Source organism: Candidatus Baltobacteraceae bacterium (assembly GCA_036488875.1).
Taxonomy (GTDB): domain Bacteria; phylum Vulcanimicrobiota; class Vulcanimicrobiia; order Vulcanimicrobiales; family Vulcanimicrobiaceae; genus JAFAHZ01.
This window is the reverse complement of record DASXGW010000001.1, coordinates 128,407-145,661: the sequence shown is the minus strand read 5'-3', so window position 1 is coordinate 145,661 and position 17,255 is coordinate 128,407. Positions and strand designations below refer to the sequence as shown.

Here is a 17,255-nt window from a genome sequence, read left to right as displayed (position 1 = left end):
CGTTTTTCAATTTTAACGCTAGTGGCGGAAGACCGGCGTTTGAACGGCGCCGTTGATGACGAACTGCACCGCGAGCGCGCCGAGTATGATGCCGAGCAGGCGCGTGACGACGTGGATGCCGGTGTTGCTGATGAGTTTTAAGAGAAACCCAGAAGCGCGCATACACGCCCACGTGACGATCAGCGCGGCGGCGTAGGCGACGACGACGACCGCCAGCTCCAGGCGATTCCCGTGCGCCAAACTCACGAGCAGCAGGATCGTGGCGATCGTTCCAGGTCCCGCAATCATCGGGACCGCCAGTGGAAACACCGCGGGATTCTCGTTAGCGGCTGCTTCGCGTTCCTCGGCTTCGGTGCGCTTTGCACCGGTCGGACGCGCGAACAGCATATCGATCGCGATGAGAAACAGAAAGATGCCGCCGGCGATCGTAAAGGCGGGCAGCGTAATCCCGAGATACTCTAGAAAAGGCCGTCCGACCAGGCCCATAAAGAGCATGATCACTGCGGCCACGATGACGGCCTGATCGATGATACGATTGCGCTGCTGCGGCGCGTCGTTCGCCGTCGCGCTCAACGTCAACGGAATCATGCCGATCGGGTCGATGATCGTAAAAGCCGTCGCGAAGGCGGTCGCGAGAAATGGGACGTCCATCTTGCGACCGTTCCTACAGGTTGGGCGCGATACCTACGTCAACCGACGTTTCGAAGGTCCGGTCCCACGGAAGGCCGATCGAAAGCGCGGCGATATGGTAGCCCGGATAGAGCTGCGCGAGGATCGTATCCGCGCGATTCCAGAGTAACGATCGGTCGCGCTCGGCCGAGGACGCGGCGGTTAGCGCCGGCAGCAGCGTGTGATCGGTCACGCCTTGCGCGTCGAGATCGGCGTTGAGATTGGGACGGACGAAGTCGTGATACGCGTAGTCGTCGACGAATCGGACGAACGTAAACGTACGATGCGCCAGCGCGTCGTACGTGTGCATCCGCCGTCCGGCACCGGCTGCCACCGCTTCGGCCAGCGCCGTGCCGACCGTGTTGGCGTTGGTGTTCCACGACGCGTATGCGTCGATCTTGGCCGCAGTGCCCGAGGAGAGAATGCGCTGCGCGAACGCCGCTTGCGAAGCGTAGGACGCGAGATACGAAAGATCGGCGAGCGCGACGCTGCCGCCCGCGTTGACGTCGGCAGCCATCGCGCCGGCAAACGCGTCGTCCTGTTCGGCGGTCGTATGCGGCACGCGCACGAACAGCGTGAGGTCGGGGTGGTTATCGTCGAGCACGCCGCCGCAGAGCCGCACGAGGCCGTCGACGGCCGCCGAGATCGGGGCGAACTCCAGCGGATCTTGAAACGACGCGCCGTTTGGCGTCGAGTAGGTAACCGCGACGTGCGGCACCCAGTGCGCTTCGCGCGCAATCGCGTGCGCCACCAGCGCCATGCCGAGTTCGTCGGCGCCCGGCTCGATGGCGGCACGCTGCGCCATCGACGGATTCTGCGCGACCACCGATTGCAGCCAGGTCACTTCCTTAACGTGCAGTCCCACCGGACCGGCGTCGTCTTGTCCGAGCACGAGGCTGTCGATCGTGCCGTCACCGGCCATCCCCAGTAACAGTCGGTCGACTTCCACGTTTCGGCCGCGCGTTGCAAGATAGGCTTGGAGCGTTTGGTCGCCGATCAGCGAGCGCAGGTGCGCGGCGCGCGCGGCTTCGCTCGGCAGCGGCGGATCGTGCAGATTTGCGTACTGCTGCAGATAGCTCCATGCGGGATAGGGTGCGAAGTACGCCGCGGTCGACGGCACGCCGGTCGGCGCCAGCCGCATCACCGTGCCGAACGTCGCGATCCACGCGTCCGGTCGCTCGGCGCGCAGATGCGCCAGCTCTTTGAGCCGGAAGTACGCGTCGGCGTACGACGCGCCGGGTACGCGCGATGCGAGCAGTCCGCCGTACGCGAGCATGTCGCTCGACACGACGAACGCACGCGTGTCCTTGTCGGCCGCGCGCCGGTTTAGCCAAACGACGATCGCATCGGGTTGTCCTGGTATCAAGTAATGCCCGAGCAGCGCCGGCGGCGGCGTCTCGACGCGCACGCCGGCGATCCGGCCTAGCATGACGGGAAGGTCCGCCGTGACGGGGCGATCGTCGAGCGCTACGAAGGCGATCGACGCAAGCAGGGTAACGGCGATCAAAGCGCGGCCCGCAGCGAACCGCGGTGTCGTTCCAACAATGCGACGGCCTCTTGCGCGCCGACGTTGCGCCGCCCGATAATGGCCGCTACTTTGACCCTTCCGTTCGCCATCGACAACAGTTCGCGCGCGCGCTCTTCGTCGGCGCCGGTCAGGTGGCGCACCAACCGAATCGCTCGCGCGCGCAGCTTGACGTTGCCGGCGACGACGTCGACCATCAAGTTGTCGTAGACCTTTCCCAAACGCACCATGACGGCCGTCGACAGCGTGTTGAGCGCGATCTTCTGTGCGGTACCGGCTTTTAGGCGCGTCGATCCGGCCAGCGCTTCGGGTCCGGTCGTCAAGAGGATCGATACTTCGGCAGCGCGCGTCAACGCCGAATCTTCGACGCCGGCAATGCCGATCGTAAACGCACCGAGCTCGCGAGCGCGCTCGACGGCACCGACGACGTACGGTGCGCCGCCGCTGGCCGAAAGGCCGACCACCGCGTCACCCGCGCTCGCACAGGCTTGCGCTGCCGCGGCACCGGCCGCAGCATCGTCCTCGGCGCCTTCGACCGCACGCGTGAGCGCTTGGGATCCGCCGGCAATGTGCGCGCAGACCGTTGCCGGATCGGTACCGAAGGTGGGCGGCATCTCCGACGCATCGAGAACACCGATTCGGCCGCTGCTGCCGGCGCCGAAGTAATGCAGACGTCCGCCGGACTCCAGCCGCCGCACGATGCCGTCGACCGCGAGCGCTAACGCCGGCGCAGCGGCTGCGACGGCGTCGACGGCGGCACGGTGTTCGCGCGCAAGCAGTTCTACCATCTCGTGCGTCGCCATCGTGTCGAGGCCCGCGCTGTGCGGATTGACGGCCTCGGTAGGGGGAAGATCTTTCATCCGTCGCCGGCTAACGCGCGAGCCTGTGCCAGCGCGCCGAAATGCGGCGCGGCCGGGTTCTTCAGGATGGCGAGATGCGGCAACTCGTTGGCGACGCGCGTTTCGAGCAGATAGGTCAGCATCGAGTTTTTGCCGAGCAAGCCGCCGCAGAGTGCGAGCGGCGTCTCTTTGGCGCTGCCGATCGAAGCAATCCGGCAAATCGAGCGCACGAGATCGAACAGATCGAGTGCGGCGGCCTGAACGATTTTGACCGCGCTGCGCTCGCCGGCGCCGGCCTGTTCCAAAACCAGTGCGGCGAACGACGCGACGTTGGCGACCGGGGAATCGGCGGAGTAGAGCGACGCCACCGCCTCGCGCGCGTGCGCGGCGCCGATACGCGCGAGCACGGCTTGCGTCAGCGCATCGCTCGGCGCGCGTCCTTCCGCCGCTTTGAGCGCGACGCGAACCGCCGCCGCTCCGATCATGAAGCCGGATCCCTCGTCTCCGACGAGATACCCGAAGCCGCCTGCGCGAAAAATAGTGCCGCTAACCTCCGCATAGGCGATCGAACCGGTTCCGGCGATGAGTGCCACGCCGTCGCCGGCGGGGACTGCGGCCCGCAAAGCGACGTGTGCGTCGTCGGTCACTTCGATTCGCGAGTGCGGAAATCGCGCCGTTAATGCTGCAAGCAATGCGCTCGCCGTGCGCTCCGTTCCGGCTCCCGCGACGCCGACGACGACGGCGTCGGGCGACGCGGATCCGGTAGCCGCGGCGATCGTATCGCCGATCGCGGCGGCGGCGCGTTCGATTCCCCCGATCGTCACGCTGGCAGCGCGCCCGGTGGCCGCACGGAGCAGCTCGCCGTCGCGCATCGCCACGGCGACCGTGTGGCTCCCGCCCGCGTCGACGCCGACGGCGATCACGCGATCGTTCCGGCGCGCAGCTCGCTCTCGACTTCGCCGAGCAAGGTCTTCAGGTCGAACGGCGCGATTGCTCCTAGCGCAACGGCGCGATCCGCGCCGGTCGCACGCGGCAAGTTCGCGACGCGGCCGCGCAGCGTTTCGTAGCCAAGCAACGCAAAGAACATCGCTTCTTTTGCATCCGCCGGAATGCCCATCGCGTCGGAGAGTTCGACGCGCGCGTGCGGGAGCCGCTCCGATAGGCGGGCGAACATCGTCGCGTTGCGCGTGCCGCCGCCGCTAACGATCGTCCGTGCCGCAGCCATACCCGCCGCCTCGATCGCCCGCGCGATGGTTATCGCCGTCAACTCGGTCAAGGTTGCCGAGCCGTCCTCGCCGCTCAACCGTGCGAGCCGATCGCCGTGACGCGTGAGAAACTGCGCTCCAAAGCGTTCCCGGCCCGTCGTTTTTGGCGGCGGGAAGTGAAAGTAGTCGTCGGAAAGCATCGCTTCGAGCAGCGGTTGATCGATCGATCCCGCTGCCGCTAATGCACCGCCGGCGTCGTATGCCGACGCTCCGCGGGAGCGGTCGCGAACGAACGCGTCGACGAGCATGGTACCGGGCCCCGTGTCGAAGGCCCATGCCGGTCCGTCGTGCGGCAGCACCGTCAGATTCGCGATTCCACCGATATTGAGCGCCACGCGATCCTCGCTCGAATCACCGAAGAGCAGTTCGTCGACGTACGGAACCAGCGGCGCGCCGTGTCCGCCCGCGGCGCAGTCCGCACTGCGAAAATCGTAACAGACCGTCGCGCCCACGGCTTCTCGAATGACGAACGCATCGCCGAGCTGCAACGTCACGTGCCGCTCGCCGTCGTGCCACACCGTTTGCCCGTGCGACGCAACGAAGGCGACGCGGTCGCCGGCGGCGACCGCCGCCGCGGTCGCAGCAAACGCTTCGCCGAGCGCGCGGTGAAGGGCCGCGACGAGCGAGACGCTTCCCTCGTTCGGTGGAAGCGCCGCGACCAGCGCACGGCGCAGCTCCGGATCGAACGGTACGGTGACGAAACGCACGAGTTCCAGCGCGTAGCCGTCGCCGCGCGGCGCAATCTCGACGAGAGCGGCATCGATGCCGTCGAGCGACGTTCCGCTCATAAGCCCAATCGCTCTCATCCCAACCGGTCCGCGACGTCCATGGCCGCTTCGTAAAACGCCGCGCGCAGATCGCGTGTATCGTTGCGGCCGAAATAGACGCTATTGGTCAACAACACGCCGGACACGTCGCGTACGGGGTCGGCCCAAACGCACGTACCGACGAAGCCCGTGTGCCCGAAGCTCGTCGCGTCCATCGCCGCGCCGCACGAATTCGTATCGCTCGTTTTGAGGGCCCAGCCCAAGCCGCGGCGCAATACGGGATCGTAGGCTTGCTCGCGCACCGCTTCGCGCACGATCTCGACCGGAAGCAGCGTCTCGGGCCGTCCGTGCAGCGATCCCAAAAACCCTTCGGTCAGCCGCGCGACGTCGGCTGCGGTGCCGAACAAACCGGCGTGGCCTGCTGTTCCGCCCATCAGATAGGCCTTTTCATCGTGCACCATGCCCTGCACTCTTCCGCGCCAGCCGTCTTCTTCGGTCGCCGGAATCCAACCGCGCTCGTCCGCACGCGGACGAAACCCGAGCGTCGCGGACGCAAACGTCTCCTGGGCCAGTGTCGCAAGCGACTTTCCCGCTGCCCGCTCGATGACGACGCCGAGCGCGATGAAGCCGAGGTCGCTGTAGACGACGCGCTCGCCCGGAGCCGCAATGAGCTCGCGCTCGAGCGCATAGCGCTCGACGTTCTCGCCCAGAATCGTCCGGTAGTCCGCGCCCGAGTTCATTCCCGACGTGTGCGCGAGCAGCATGCGCAGCGTCACACCGTCGTGAAGCACCGGCGCGTCGAGCGGCGCACCACGTGCAACCAGCCGCAGCGCGAGCGTCGCGACGAACAGCTTGGTGAGCGATGCCAGATCGAAGCGCGTGTCGACGTACACCGGACGCGACGACTCGTCCAGGCGCGTCGTTCCGTATGCGCGTTCGAAAATGGGGCTTCCTCTCCGCTCGATACGCGCGACGGCCCCCGTGAACGCTTTTCCGGTTGCGGCTCGAAGCACCGCGTCGACGTTCGAAACCGCGTCAGCCAACCGCAGTCGCGTACTCCACGGGAAGCGTTCCCTGCGCCATGATGCCGCCGAAGATCACATCGGCCAAACCGCCGATTGCGGCAGCGTCGTCACCGTAGGCGGCTAGTACGTGGCGCGCGTCACCGAAGCAGCGCAAATCGTACGGTTCGAGCATCGAGATCACGAGTGCGTCCGCAAAACGCGCGACGATGCGATCGATCGCGCTCGCTTGTGCTGGGTGCATGTGCGCCCGGCGCGCGAGCACGATCGGCCGGCGGCGGCTCCGCTCCGCGGCCGCGAGCGCTTGGGCGACGTCTGATTCTTGCGGATCGATCGGCAGCACGCATTCTTCCAATACCGGCGCCTCTCGGCGAAGCGACGGGCGTCCGCCGCCAAAATCGACGACGTAAGACGCCGTCGGGTCCGCGTGCGCGACGCCGCGAACGACGGTCACGGCACGCCGTGCGATCTCGCGTCCCACGCCGGGATGCGGCGCATACGCATCGAGCGGCAACGGCGGCTGCCCCGCCCGTCGCAAGACCATGATGCGCTCGTAGGCGTCCTCGAGGCGCGAACGCGCAACGCTTCCGCTTTCAACGGCTTTTACGATCGCGATCGCACTTTCGGCAGCGACGTCCGGCTGGTGGCTAAAGAGCAGCAAATCGGCCCCCGCGCTCAACGCAACGACCGACGCGTCGACGGTCTTCCCTTCGCCGGAGACAGCGGCCATTTCCAAGCAATCGGTAAGATACGCGCCGCCGAAGCCGAACTCGCCGCGCAGCAGTGCGACGCCGACGCGCGGCGAGAGCGACGCGGGCGCGCCGGCATCGAGCGCGCGTAACACGACGTGCGCGGCCATCATTGCGGGCGCCTCTTTCGCCAAAGCTTCGAAAGGCGCGAAATCGCGCGCGCGCAGGGTTGCTTCGCTGGCGTCGACAACCGGCAGCGCGACGTGCGAATCGACGTGCGTCGAGCCGTGTCCCGGAAAATGCTTGTAACACGGGAGAATGCCGCTCGCCCGCATGCCGCGCGCGACGCGTTCCGCAAGCGCGGCGACCGCGCGCGGGTCGCTGCCGAACGATCGCGTTCCGATAACGAGGTTCTCCGGCTCCAGCGCTAGATCCAACACCGGAGCGAAATCGAGCGTGCAGCCCGCGCGCCGAAGGTCGAACGCAATTTGCTCGCCGGCGCGCTGCGCCAGATCGAGATCTCCGGCCGCACCGAGCGACATCATCGACGGCATCGGCTCGACGCCTTCCCGAAGGCGCGCGACGCGGCCGCCCTCTTGATCGATCGCGACAATCGGCGGCACGTCGCCTTCGTGCCGTTCACGCAGCACGTCGGTAACCGCGCGCACGCCCTCGATCTCTTCGCCGTTGCCGGCGAACAGCAGATAGCCGCCGAAGCGCGGCAGCTCGTCGATGCGCGCGTTGTCGAAACCGCTCGCGATAATGCCGCGCGCGAGATCGGTGGTGGTTAGGGTCATCCGGCCGTCCCCGATTCCTTGGAGAAGCGCCGAACGAAAGCGTCGGGAAGATCGACGTCGACCGCGTCGCCCGTTCGCGGCGCGTGCGATGCCGCAACGCGCGCCGTGAGCTCGCCGCGAGGCGTCGACACGAGCACGTACGCGTCGGCACCGGTCGATTCGGTGCGAAGCACGGTGCCGCGCAGCGCACCACCGGCAACGATCGCCACGCGCTCGGGCCGAATACCCACAAGAAACTCGCCGTCCTCGAGCAGGTTCATCGGCCGATCGCCTAAGAAGCGTGCGACCGCGACGGTCCGCGGTGCGTCGTACACGCGTTGCGGATCGCCGGTATCTTCGATGCGCCCATCGATGAGGACCGCGAGTTCGTCTCCCACGCTCATCGCCTCGGCGTGGTCGTGCGTCACGTAGACGATCGGTCCCGCAAAACGTTCGCGCACGCCGATGACTTCGTCGCGAACCGACCTTCGCAGTGCCGGATCGAGGTGCGCGAGCGGCTCGTCCAAGAGCAGCACCTCGGGATCGGAGAGCATCGCGCGGGCGATCGACGCGCGTTGGCGCTCGCCGCCCGACAGTTCGCGCGGGCGCCGGTCGAGCGTCGCGCCGACATGCAGCGCGCGCGCCGTTTCTTCCACGCGCTCGGGTTCGTTGCGATGGCCGTTGCGCAGCGCGAAGCGCAGATTCCCACGCACCGTCATGTTATCGAACAGCGCGTCGTCTTGAAAGACCAGGGCCATCCGCCGCTCTTGCGGCGACAGTGCCGCGACGCTCCTTCCGCGCACCATCACGTCGCCCGACTGCGGACGCAGCAGACCCGCCAAGACGCGCAGTAAGGTCGACTTTCCCGCGGCCGATGGCCCCACGATCGCCAGGGTCTTTCTCAAAGAAACTTCAATTGAAACGCCGTCGAGAGCGCGTTTAGATCCGTATGAAACGACAAGATCGCGCGCCGAGAGGGCGGTCACGGGCTTATGCCGCTCCAAGGATGACGCGGTATTCCTCGCGCGCTTGCGCTTGGCCGCCGCGGGCGCGCTCGGCGACCGCCCGCAATTCGGTAACGGCGGCGTCGTCGGCGCGCTTTCCGGCCAAAACCAGCCGCAGCGCGATCAAGCTCAACTCCGGAGTGCGCTTGCCGAGAAGCCGCATGCCTTCGTAGAAAGGCGACGCGCCTTCGACTTGACTTGGTGACTTTAGCAGCCGCCTCACGACTTCGGCCTTATCGGGCTTGCCGTCGAGAAGATAGCTATCGAGCAACTCGAACTCCATGGTGATGCCCTTCGCCGTACGTGTCGTCTTGCTCTTCGCGCTGGCCGCTTCAACGCTGGGAGCGGCGCCGCGCTCGGCGATCGGACCGCTCCTAGAGGCCATGCGGACCGCCGCCGGACCCGTGTGGAGCGCGCACTTCGTCTCGATCTCGCGCCTATCGTTCAACGGCGCGATCAACACCGTCTCGAGCGAGAGCCAAGGCATCCCGTTCACCTTGAGCCGCTGCAACGGCGAGCTTTGCGACGGAACGTACTTCGATGGCGAGCATCTCTTTACGGTCAACGTCAACGACACCGCGCTTCCGCAATCGTCGGAGCCGGAGCCGTATCTTCGCTCGCTTCGCATCCTCGCATCTCTCGACTTTCTGTCACCGGCGTTTACATCCCACGGCGGCCGCCTGATCGACGGCGGCACCGCGACGATCAACGGCAAGCGGTTCCGAACCGTCTTCGTCGTCGATAGGCAGGCGATACCTCTACGGGTCTACGTCGATCCGCAGACTCACCTGATTCGATACGCGCGCGACGTCAACGGCGAGGACACGTTCGAATACCGCGATTACCGCCGCGTCAACGGCTATACGCTTCCCTTCGAAGTGATGCACAACGGCACGACGCTCGAGCGCTACGACGACCGCACGCCCGTAACGTCGCCGTTTCGCGCGCCGCACGGCATGGTGCCGATGTTTTCGGGGGCGCCGCAGGCGGTGCCGCTCGATCCCTCGCACGTCACACCCGTCTTTCCGTGCACCGTCGGCGGCGTGGCGATCCGCTGCCTGCTCGACACCGGAAACTCGGGCATTTCGATGAGCACCGAACTCGCGGCGCGATTGGACGCGCCGGTGGTCGGCGAGCACACCGTGCGCGGCCTCGGCGATTACTCGACGCAAGTCGTTCGAGCGGGGCCGCTGGCGATTGGAAATGCGAGCTTTCCCGAAGGGTACTACCTCGTGCTCAACGACATCCACACCTACGGCTACGACGTGGTCATCGGGACCGACGTGCTCGCCGCCACGAACGTGCAGATCGACGGAAATGCGCGCACGATCCGCTTCGGCGCCGTACCCGCTTCCGCGCCGATCACGGTGCCTATTTCCTTCGAAAACTTCGTGCCGGTGGTCAAAGTGCGGCTCGGCAACGTCGACACGCGTTTGCTCGTCGACACGGGTGACGAGTCGAATATCAATCTCGCGTACGATTTTTACTCCAAGCACCCGTCGCTCTTTACGATCACGGCTCAACGCACGGTGCGCGGCATCGGTGCCTCGTCGGTCGAAATGCTCGGCAGCATTCCGCAAGTTACGGTCGGCACCTATACCACCGGCCCGCAAACGATCGGAACGACACAGACGCTCGTCGGCACCGCCTTCGGCCACCTCGGTGCCGCGTTCTTGCAGCAGTTTGACGTCGACCTCGATTACAGCGCCGCGGAACTGCACTTAATACCGCACGCCTGACCTGTATATGACTCGTGTGACACTTGCCTTAGTGTCTTCAATACTGCTCCTCGGTACGGTGCGGGCACTCGGAAACGGCGAAGCCGCCTATCATCGCACCGTGTATGCGCCCTATCGCTTCGACGATACACGAATTCGGCTACACTTCGATATCGCGAGGCGCACCATTTATGGCGACGAGATCGTCGTCCTGCGCCCGAAATACACCGCTTTGCGTAGCCTTCCTTTCGACTCGGCCGGCATTGAATACGAGCGCGTGACGGTAAACGGGAACGTAGCGGCAATTACGGTCGATGGCACCGAACAACGCGTAACCGTAAACGTTGCGCACCCCGTGGCTGCCGGGACGCCCATGGTCATTGAGTTCGTCTACCGTGCCAGACCGCAGCGCGGACTCTTCTTCATACTGCCCGATAGCGGCTACCCGAAGATAACGCCGGAGATTTGGACACAAGGCGAGCCGACCGACAACCGGCGCTGGTTTCCCACATGGGACGAACCAAACCAAAAGACGCCGAGCGAGCTTACCGTCACGGTCCCGCGCGGCTGGACAGTGGTCGCTAACGGTTACCTGAAAGCGCACCGTACGACGGCAAGCAGCGAGACTTGGAACTGGCGATCGCCACAGCCCAAATCGACGTACCTTATCGCTTTCGCTGCCGGGCCGCTCATAAAGCATCACACCGCGCTCGGCCGCTTCGACGTCGATTCGTTCGTCCAGCCGCCCTACGCGGACTTAAACGCCCTATGCTTCGGCTCGACCAAAAACATGGTTGCCTTTTACAACCACCTGATCGGCATCGATTATCCCTTCGCAAAGTACGATCAGACCACGGCCGAACGATACGATTTTGGCGGAATGGAGGACGAATCGGCAGCGCTGATAACCGCGCTTGCTTTACATCCCGCAGTAGCAGACGTCGAGAGTTCCTGTGATTTCGTCGTTTCACACGAGCTGGCTCAAAATTGGTGGGGCGACGACGTTACGATGGCCGATTGGTCAAATGCGTGGATCAACGAGGGCTTCGCTACCTACTACGACGAGCTATGGACCCAGCATCGCTACGGCGAGGCAGCCTTCGAATACGCGCGCTATAAAGCCCAGCAGCAGTATTTCGAGGAGACACGGCAGTATCTGCGCCCTATCGTCGACTATTATTACGCCGATCCACTTGATCTGTTCGACGCCAGCGGTCACGAGCGTCCCGCGGAAATCCTACATATGCTGCGCGTCATGTTTGGCGATCGGAGGTTTTTCGGCGCTTTGCGCAACTATCTGCGCGAATACACTTACCGCAACGCCGACACGCACCAGTTTTTTGATTCGATCGATAGGAGCCTACACACCGATCTCACTTGGTTCCAAACGCAGTGGTTCTACCGAAGCGACTATCCTCACTTTGTCGTCACCGACCGGTACGAGCCTTTAACGCGTTCGCTCACTCTCGATGTCAGCCAGCAAAACATTGGCGGGAAGCCCTATCGCGTACCAGTCGTCGTCGAAGCACACGTTGACGGTCGCATCATCGCACGGTCCTTCATTGCGAGCACGAATCATCAGATCGTTACCCTCGCCGGCGTGACGTCGCGTCCCCATATGGTGTTGTTCGACCCGAACGACAACGTGTTGTGTGAACTGTCGTTTAAAAAGCCGATCCCCGAACTCGTCTATCAGCTCCGGCACGCTAAACACGTCGGCGATCGCGAACGCGCCCTGAATCAACTTGCTGCCTTCGCCGCCAAAAGTACGCCTCGCGATCGCGAGGAAGCCGAGACCGCAGTCCATCTCGCCGCGGCTAACGACGCGTTTTACGGCCTCCGTGCGGATGCCGTGTCGGTCGCCGCCACATTTAGGGATGATGACGCCGTCGCGCACGCGTTTGACGATCCCGATGTCCGCGTGCGTCTAGCCGCCGAACGAGCCGCTCCGCAGCTAGGTACTGCCGCTACGCCCGCGACGCTGACGGCGCTCCGTGCATTGACCAACGACAACGATCCCACTGTCGCTGCCGCGGCCCTCACCGCGATCGGATCGCTGCACGCCGGCGGCGCCTACGATCTGCTTGTTTCGGCGCTCGACCGTGATTCGTTGTGGCAAGCGATCGCCGTTGGGGCGATCCGCGGGCTAGCGGAGTACGGCGACGTGCGCGCGCTGCCGTTACTGCGCGACCGAACCCGCTACGGCATCCAAGACCAAGAACGCGCCGCAGCTGCAATCGCCCTCGCCCAGGTGGCAAAGTCCTCAGACAATCCGGCGGAGGCGTTGCCCACGTTACTGCAGTTGGTGCAAAACGATCCGATCAGCGGAATGCGCATTGCGTCAGCCCGAGCCCTCGGGCTCCTCGGTGACCGTTCCGCGGTCGAAACGCTGGAACACGTGCAGAAGACCGATTCGCAAGTCCTCGTGAAAGATGCCGCTCAGGCTGCAGCTCGGATACTACGAGAGCCTTCGTCCTAAGACGTTAGCGTTTTCACGTGGCGCGAGGCGTGCACTTCGCTGACGTGGATGATGGCCTCGTCGACCGCAACCGGCTCGCCCAGGAAATACCCCTGGACCTCGTGCGCGCCGATCGCGCGAATGTGTTCGAGCGTCAGGCGCGACTCGATGCCCTCGGCAATCGACGTCAGGCCGAGATTCTCCGACAGCGTCACGATCGCTTTGACGATCGCTTCGTCTTGCGAACCGGGTAACATATCGCGCAGAAAACTCTGATCGATCTTCAGCGTGTCGATGGGGAAACGCCGCAGATAGCTCAGGCTCGTATAGCCGGTCCCGAAGTCGTCGACGGACAGACGTACGCCCAGCGCTTTAAATTCGTTGAGCAGCGCGATGCCGCTCGTAATGTCGCGCATGATCGACGATTCCGTCAGCTCGAGCTCGATCCGCGTCGGCGCCACGGAGCTATCGCGCAGCGCCGAAGCGATCGTCTCTCTCAAGCCCGGACGCTCGAACTGTCGCGCCGAGATATTGACGCAGACCCGCGGCACGTTAATGCCTCGCGCATCCCATTCGCCGAGCTGCCGGCAGACGTCGCGCAAGACCCAGGCGCCCAGTTCGTCGATCGCGCCGGTTTCCTCGGCCAAACCGATGAAGTGATCGGGGCCCAGCAATCCCAACGTGGGGTGCTGCCAGCGCACGAGCGCCTCGAATCCGGCAAAGACGAGGTCCTGCGAACGGAAGATCGGCTGATAGTGCAGCACGAGCTGTCCCGATGACGGGGCGACCCGCAAATCGCGCTTGAGCGCCAAGCGCTCCGACGACGACGCGATCATCGTCGGCACGAACGAACGCCAGCCTTTTCCGCCGGCTTGTTTGGCCGCCAGCATGGCGGCTTCGGACGAGCGCACCAGCGTGTACGTGTCGTGACCGTCGTCGGGATAGAGACTGATGCCGCTGCTCGCGGTGAGGTAAATCTCGTTATCGCCGATGATGAACGGCGATTCGAACGATCCGTGCAGCCGCTCGACGAACGTGTTGGCGTCGCCGCCGTTCTGGACGTCGACCAAAAGAATCGCGAACTCGTCGTCGCCGACGCGCGATACCGTCGCACCGCCGTCGACCATTCGGCGCATGCGGCTGGCCATGAGACGCAACACCTCGTCACCGTTGCTGGTTCCGTAGAGATCGTTGACCTCTTTGAAATGATCGATGTCGGTCGTCACGAGCGCCAGGATGCCCGAATGGCGGCGCGCCATACCCATTGCCTGCGTCAACCGGTCTTCGAGCAGCGCGCGGTTAGGAAGGTCAGTCAGCGGATCGTACTGGGCGAAGTACGCCAAACGCTGTTCGGCGATCTTGCGTTCGGTGATGTCGAACGCAACCGCGATCGTCCCCACGATACGCCCGTCGATGTCGCGCAGCGGCTCGACGTGCGCGCGGAACGTCTTGCCGCCCCAAATCATTTCGTACTCGGCCGCACCGCCTTGGAGCGCCTGCAAATGCGCGTGACGGATCGGGAAACGCGATTCGTCCGCCAGCAGCGCCGAGCTGGCGACGTGCGTTCCGATCAACGTCTCGGGCGCGTCGGGCACCGACTGGAGCTGCGCTCCTTCCACCGAGGTCACGGTAAGGCTGGTATCGCACGAGATCACTAGGGCCGGGAGTTGTTCGAACAGCAGTCGCAAGCGCGTCTCGCGTTCGCGCAGCTGCACTTCCATCAGCGCCCGCGCGCGGCGCAGCTCCGAATCGCGCAGCGCGCGTTCGGCGGCCGGTCCCAGCCGTTTGAGATTGTTCTTGAAGATGTAGTCGTAGGCGCCAAGCCGGATCGTTTCGACCGCCGCCTCTTCGCCGACCGCTCCGGAGACAATCAGGCAGGGAATGTCCACGTTGAGTTCTTTGATCAGCTCCAGCATCGCGATCGCCGAGAACGACGGCATCGAATAGTCGCACAGGATCAAGTCCCACTGCTCGTCGAGCAAGACGCCTTGCGCGTCTTCACGCTTGTCGACGCGCTTGGTATCGCTGTCGAAGCCGTGCCGCGTAAGCGCGAGCACGTTGAGCTCGGCGTCGTCGGGAGAATCGTCGACGCAAAGCACCCTCAGCCGCGAACCGCCGCTCAGATCGTAATCCCCTGCGGCGGCGCCTCGTTGAGCACCAGCCAATAAAGGCCGACTTGCCGTACGGCTTCCACGAACTCATTGAAGTCGACCGGCTTGCGCACGTAGCTGTTGACGCCCAGCCGATAGCCCTCCAGCAGATCTTCCTCTTGTTTGCTGGACGTGAGAATGACCGTCGGAATCAGATGCGTGTCGGCGTTGCCGCGGATCTTCTCGAGCACTTCCAAGCCCGAAACTTTGGGCAGCTTGAGATCCAACAGAATGACTTGCGGCAGCGAGCGTCCAGCACGATCGCCGAAGAGAAATTCGCACGCTTCCGCGCCGTCGCGCAACACGACCACTTCGTTGATGATGTGGTTTTTGTTAAACGCACGCTGCGTCAGCTCGATATCGTCTTCGTTATCTTCGACGAGCAAAATGTACGGCTTCATATCACTCCCGGTAGTGAGAAGTAAAACGCGGCTCCCTTGCCGATCTCGCCTTCCGCGCGAATCGACCCGCCGTGGCGGTGGATGATGCGCGCCACCGTGGCGAGGCCGATTCCGGTTCCCTCGAACTCCTCGTTGGCGTGCAAGCGCTGGAAGGCGCCAAACAGTTTATTGCCATAGGCCATATCGAATCCCGCACCGTTATCCCGGATAAAGAACTCGCCTTCCTCCGTCCGGCCCACCACGATGCGCGGCCGCTCGGCCTTGCGCGTGAACTTCCACGCGTTGCCCATGAGGTTTTCCAAAACGGCACGCAGGAGATTCGGCTCCCCCGACACCGACAGCCCCGGTTCGATCGCATACTGCACGTCGCGCTCCGGCTCGCGATCGCGCAGCTCCTCGGCGAACGATTCGGCAATGGCGGTCAGGTCGACCGGCGAATACGTGATCGACGCGCGTGCGACTTTCGCAAGCTGGAGCAGCGCGTCGATGAGGCTGGCCATCCGCTGGGCCGCCTTGCGAACCCGATCGAGATAGTTCTGCGCGCGCTCGTCGAGCTGCTCGCCGTAATCTTCCACCAGTGCTTGGCTGAAGCCGTCGATCGCGCGCAGGGGTGCGCGCAGATCGTGTGAGACCGAATAGGAAAACGATTCAAGTTCCTTGTTGGCCAACTCTAACTGTTTGGTACGCTCGGCGACGCGAGCTTCCAATTCGGCGTTGAGATCCCGGATGCGCTTTTCTTCGGTCTTGCGGCGCGTGATGTCGCGTACGTAAGCGGCGACCCCGTCGCTGAACGGGTACATCCGCAACTCGTGCCAGCGGTCGCGCCATGGGCTCTCGACCGTATGATGCTGCTGCCCCTGCAGCGTTTCCAGCAGCGCGCGGTAAACGCGGTTGCCGGTTTCGCCCAGCGGATCGGTAAGCTCGGCGATCGACTGTCCCGTCATATCGTCCGGCGTCGAACCCCAGAAGCGCGCGAAGCGCTCGTTGGCGTAGGTGATGCGCAGGTCGCGATCGAGCGCGACGAAGCCGTCGCGCACCGTCTCGACGACCTGGCGCATGCGGCGATTCGATTCTATCGACGCCGACGATTCGGCGATCGTCTGGGCGAGTGACTCGACGAACCGCACGTCGCCGACCGCGAAGGTTCGCGGAACCGTCGTATACACGACGATCATGCCTTTGGGAAGCGCGGGCGTCCCGACCAGCACGCAGATGCACGAGCGCACCCCGTTGGCGAGCAACTCGGTCATCGAACGAGCGCGCGGATCGACGCGCAAGTCCCCCGAGACGAACGGTTCGCCGGTACGCAACGCGTGCTCGAGATGCTCTATTTCGGGCGAGAACGGATCCAAGGCCGAACCGGGATTCCAGCCGACCACGCCCGCGGCAATCAGCCGTCCGCGCAGGCGATCGTAGGTATAAATTTCGACGATCGGCGCTTCGAGAACGTCGCGCAGTAAATCGATGGCGTCGGCCAGGAGCTCCTCGAAGGTAAGGCCGCCCAACACCGAGCGCCCGAAGTCGATGATGGCGCGCTGACGCCGCGCGTTGCGCTCGACCTCGCGCTGCGCTTCGATACGCGAGCTGACGTCGCGAAAATATACGGACAGGCCGTCGGGCGACGGGTAGGCTTTCACCTCGAACCAGCATTCGGCGGTTGCCGAATACTCGACGAACTGCACCGGCGTTTGCTCGCGCATCGCGCGGCTGTATTCGCGTTCGAAAAGGCGCCCGCGGGCTTTGGGGAACGCATCGAGCCACACGCGACCGATCGGATCGCTCTCGACGTGGAGCAAACGGCGCGCTTCGGAGTTCATGTACGCGATGCGCCAGTCGGCATCCAGCGCAAAGAAGCCGTCGGTAATACGCTCTAGAACGAGCGCTAAGTTCGGCTGCAAAACGGCGGCATCGGTGGAAGTTCCGTCGGCCACTGTGTCCCTCTAGGTCTCCGGAACTACCCTTCAACCGACAA

14 protein-coding genes are annotated in these 17,255 nt (G+C 64.4%); 2 read left to right on the top strand and 12 right to left on the bottom strand.

Annotated features, from left to right (window positions below):
* Nucleotides 1–18: 18 nt before the first annotated feature.
* The 9 genes from VGG89_00570 to VGG89_00530 are packed head-to-tail and all read right to left on the bottom strand — an operon-like array spanning nucleotide 19 to nucleotide 8,839.
* Entirely contained in the window at nucleotides 19–651 is a 633-nt protein-coding gene (locus VGG89_00570) for a MarC family protein (GenBank protein ID HEY1975021.1), read from the bottom strand.
* Nucleotides 652–664: 13 nt separating this feature from the next.
* On the bottom strand, nucleotides 665–2,176 hold the full coding sequence (locus VGG89_00565; GenBank protein HEY1975020.1) for a DUF4127 family protein: 1,512 nt from the start codon (nucleotides 2,174–2,176) through the stop codon (nucleotides 665–667).
* The gene (gene murQ, locus VGG89_00560; protein HEY1975019.1) at nucleotides 2,173–3,054 is read right to left on the bottom strand and encodes an N-acetylmuramic acid 6-phosphate etherase; all 882 of its coding nucleotides are present in this window, start codon (nucleotides 3,052–3,054) and stop codon (nucleotides 2,173–2,175) included. Before murQ ends, VGG89_00565 begins: the two co-directional genes overlap by 4 nt.
* The gene (locus tag VGG89_00555; GenBank protein ID HEY1975018.1) at nucleotides 3,051–3,956 is read right to left on the bottom strand and encodes a BadF/BadG/BcrA/BcrD ATPase family protein; all 906 of its coding nucleotides are present in this window, start codon (nucleotides 3,954–3,956) and stop codon (nucleotides 3,051–3,053) included. Before VGG89_00555 ends, murQ begins: the two co-directional genes overlap by 4 nt.
* Nucleotides 3,953–5,104, bottom strand: coding sequence for an anhydro-N-acetylmuramic acid kinase (locus tag VGG89_00550; protein HEY1975017.1), 1,152 nt, complete (start codon nucleotides 5,102–5,104; stop codon nucleotides 3,953–3,955). The genes VGG89_00555 and VGG89_00550 overlap by 4 nt, the downstream gene beginning before the upstream one ends.
* Nucleotides 5,101–6,108, bottom strand: coding sequence for a serine hydrolase domain-containing protein (locus tag VGG89_00545; GenBank protein HEY1975016.1), 1,008 nt, complete (start codon nucleotides 6,106–6,108; stop codon nucleotides 5,101–5,103). The genes VGG89_00550 and VGG89_00545 overlap by 4 nt, the downstream gene beginning before the upstream one ends.
* Complete coding sequence (nagZ, locus tag VGG89_00540) at nucleotides 6,101–7,573, bottom strand: beta-N-acetylhexosaminidase (protein HEY1975015.1); 1,473 nt, start codon at nucleotides 7,571–7,573, stop codon at nucleotides 6,101–6,103. Before nagZ ends, VGG89_00545 begins: the two co-directional genes overlap by 8 nt.
* Entirely contained in the window at nucleotides 7,570–8,538 is a 969-nt protein-coding gene (locus tag VGG89_00535) for an ABC transporter ATP-binding protein (protein ID HEY1975014.1), read from the bottom strand. Before VGG89_00535 ends, nagZ begins: the two co-directional genes overlap by 4 nt.
* A 4-nt stretch (nucleotides 8,539–8,542) precedes the next feature.
* The gene (locus VGG89_00530; protein HEY1975013.1) at nucleotides 8,543–8,839 is read right to left on the bottom strand and encodes a hypothetical protein; all 297 of its coding nucleotides are present in this window, start codon (nucleotides 8,837–8,839) and stop codon (nucleotides 8,543–8,545) included.
* 4 nt (nucleotides 8,840–8,843) lie between these two features.
* Between VGG89_00530 and VGG89_00525 the strand changes: the two genes are divergently transcribed.
* Both VGG89_00525 and VGG89_00520 read left to right on the top strand, forming a co-directional pair.
* Complete coding sequence (locus VGG89_00525) at nucleotides 8,844–10,295, top strand: retropepsin-like aspartic protease (GenBank protein ID HEY1975012.1); 1,452 nt, start codon at nucleotides 8,844–8,846, stop codon at nucleotides 10,293–10,295.
* A gap of 16 nt (nucleotides 10,296–10,311) precedes the next feature.
* Entirely contained in the window at nucleotides 10,312–12,753 is a 2,442-nt protein-coding gene (locus VGG89_00520) for a M1 family aminopeptidase (GenBank protein HEY1975011.1), read from the top strand.
* On the opposite strand, the gene VGG89_00515 is transcribed toward VGG89_00520, so the two are convergent.
* From VGG89_00515 to VGG89_00505, 3 genes are read right to left on the bottom strand one after another with little or no spacing between them, the layout of a single operon-like run.
* A complete protein-coding gene (locus tag VGG89_00515) occupies nucleotides 12,750–14,831 on the bottom strand; it encodes an EAL domain-containing protein (GenBank protein ID HEY1975010.1) in 2,082 nt (693 codons plus the stop codon). The two genes, VGG89_00520 and VGG89_00515, sit on opposite strands and share 4 nt — an antisense overlap.
* A 20-nt stretch (nucleotides 14,832–14,851) precedes the next feature.
* Complete coding sequence (locus VGG89_00510) at nucleotides 14,852–15,283, bottom strand: response regulator (protein ID HEY1975009.1); 432 nt, start codon at nucleotides 15,281–15,283, stop codon at nucleotides 14,852–14,854.
* Nucleotides 15,280–17,214: a PAS domain-containing protein gene (locus VGG89_00505; GenBank protein ID HEY1975008.1), complete on the bottom strand. Its 1,935-nt coding sequence runs from the start codon at nucleotides 17,212–17,214 to the stop codon at nucleotides 15,280–15,282. The genes VGG89_00510 and VGG89_00505 overlap by 4 nt, the downstream gene beginning before the upstream one ends.
* Between the last annotated feature and the right edge of the window lie 41 nt (nucleotides 17,215–17,255).

Bases quoted from the DNA above. Each gene is read 5' to 3' on its own strand.
- murQ (HEY1975019.1), bottom strand. From the start codon at position 3,054: ATGAAAGATCTTCCCCCTACCGAGGCCGTCAATCCGCACAGCGCGGGC.
- nagZ (HEY1975015.1), bottom strand. From the start codon at position 7,573: ATGACCCTAACCACCACCGATCTCGCGCGCGGCATTATCGCGAGCGGT.
- VGG89_00510 (HEY1975009.1), bottom strand. From the start codon at position 15,283: ATGAAGCCGTACATTTTGCTCGTCGAAGATAACGAAGACGATATCGAG.
- VGG89_00570 (HEY1975021.1), bottom strand. From the start codon at position 651: ATGGACGTCCCATTTCTCGCGACCGCCTTCGCGACGGCTTTTACGATC.
- VGG89_00525 (HEY1975012.1), top strand. From the start codon at position 8,844: ATGCCCTTCGCCGTACGTGTCGTCTTGCTCTTCGCGCTGGCCGCTTCA.
- VGG89_00550 (HEY1975017.1), bottom strand. From the start codon at position 5,104: ATGAGAGCGATTGGGCTTATGAGCGGAACGTCGCTCGACGGCATCGAT.
- VGG89_00530 (HEY1975013.1), bottom strand. From the start codon at position 8,839: ATGGAGTTCGAGTTGCTCGATAGCTATCTTCTCGACGGCAAGCCCGAT.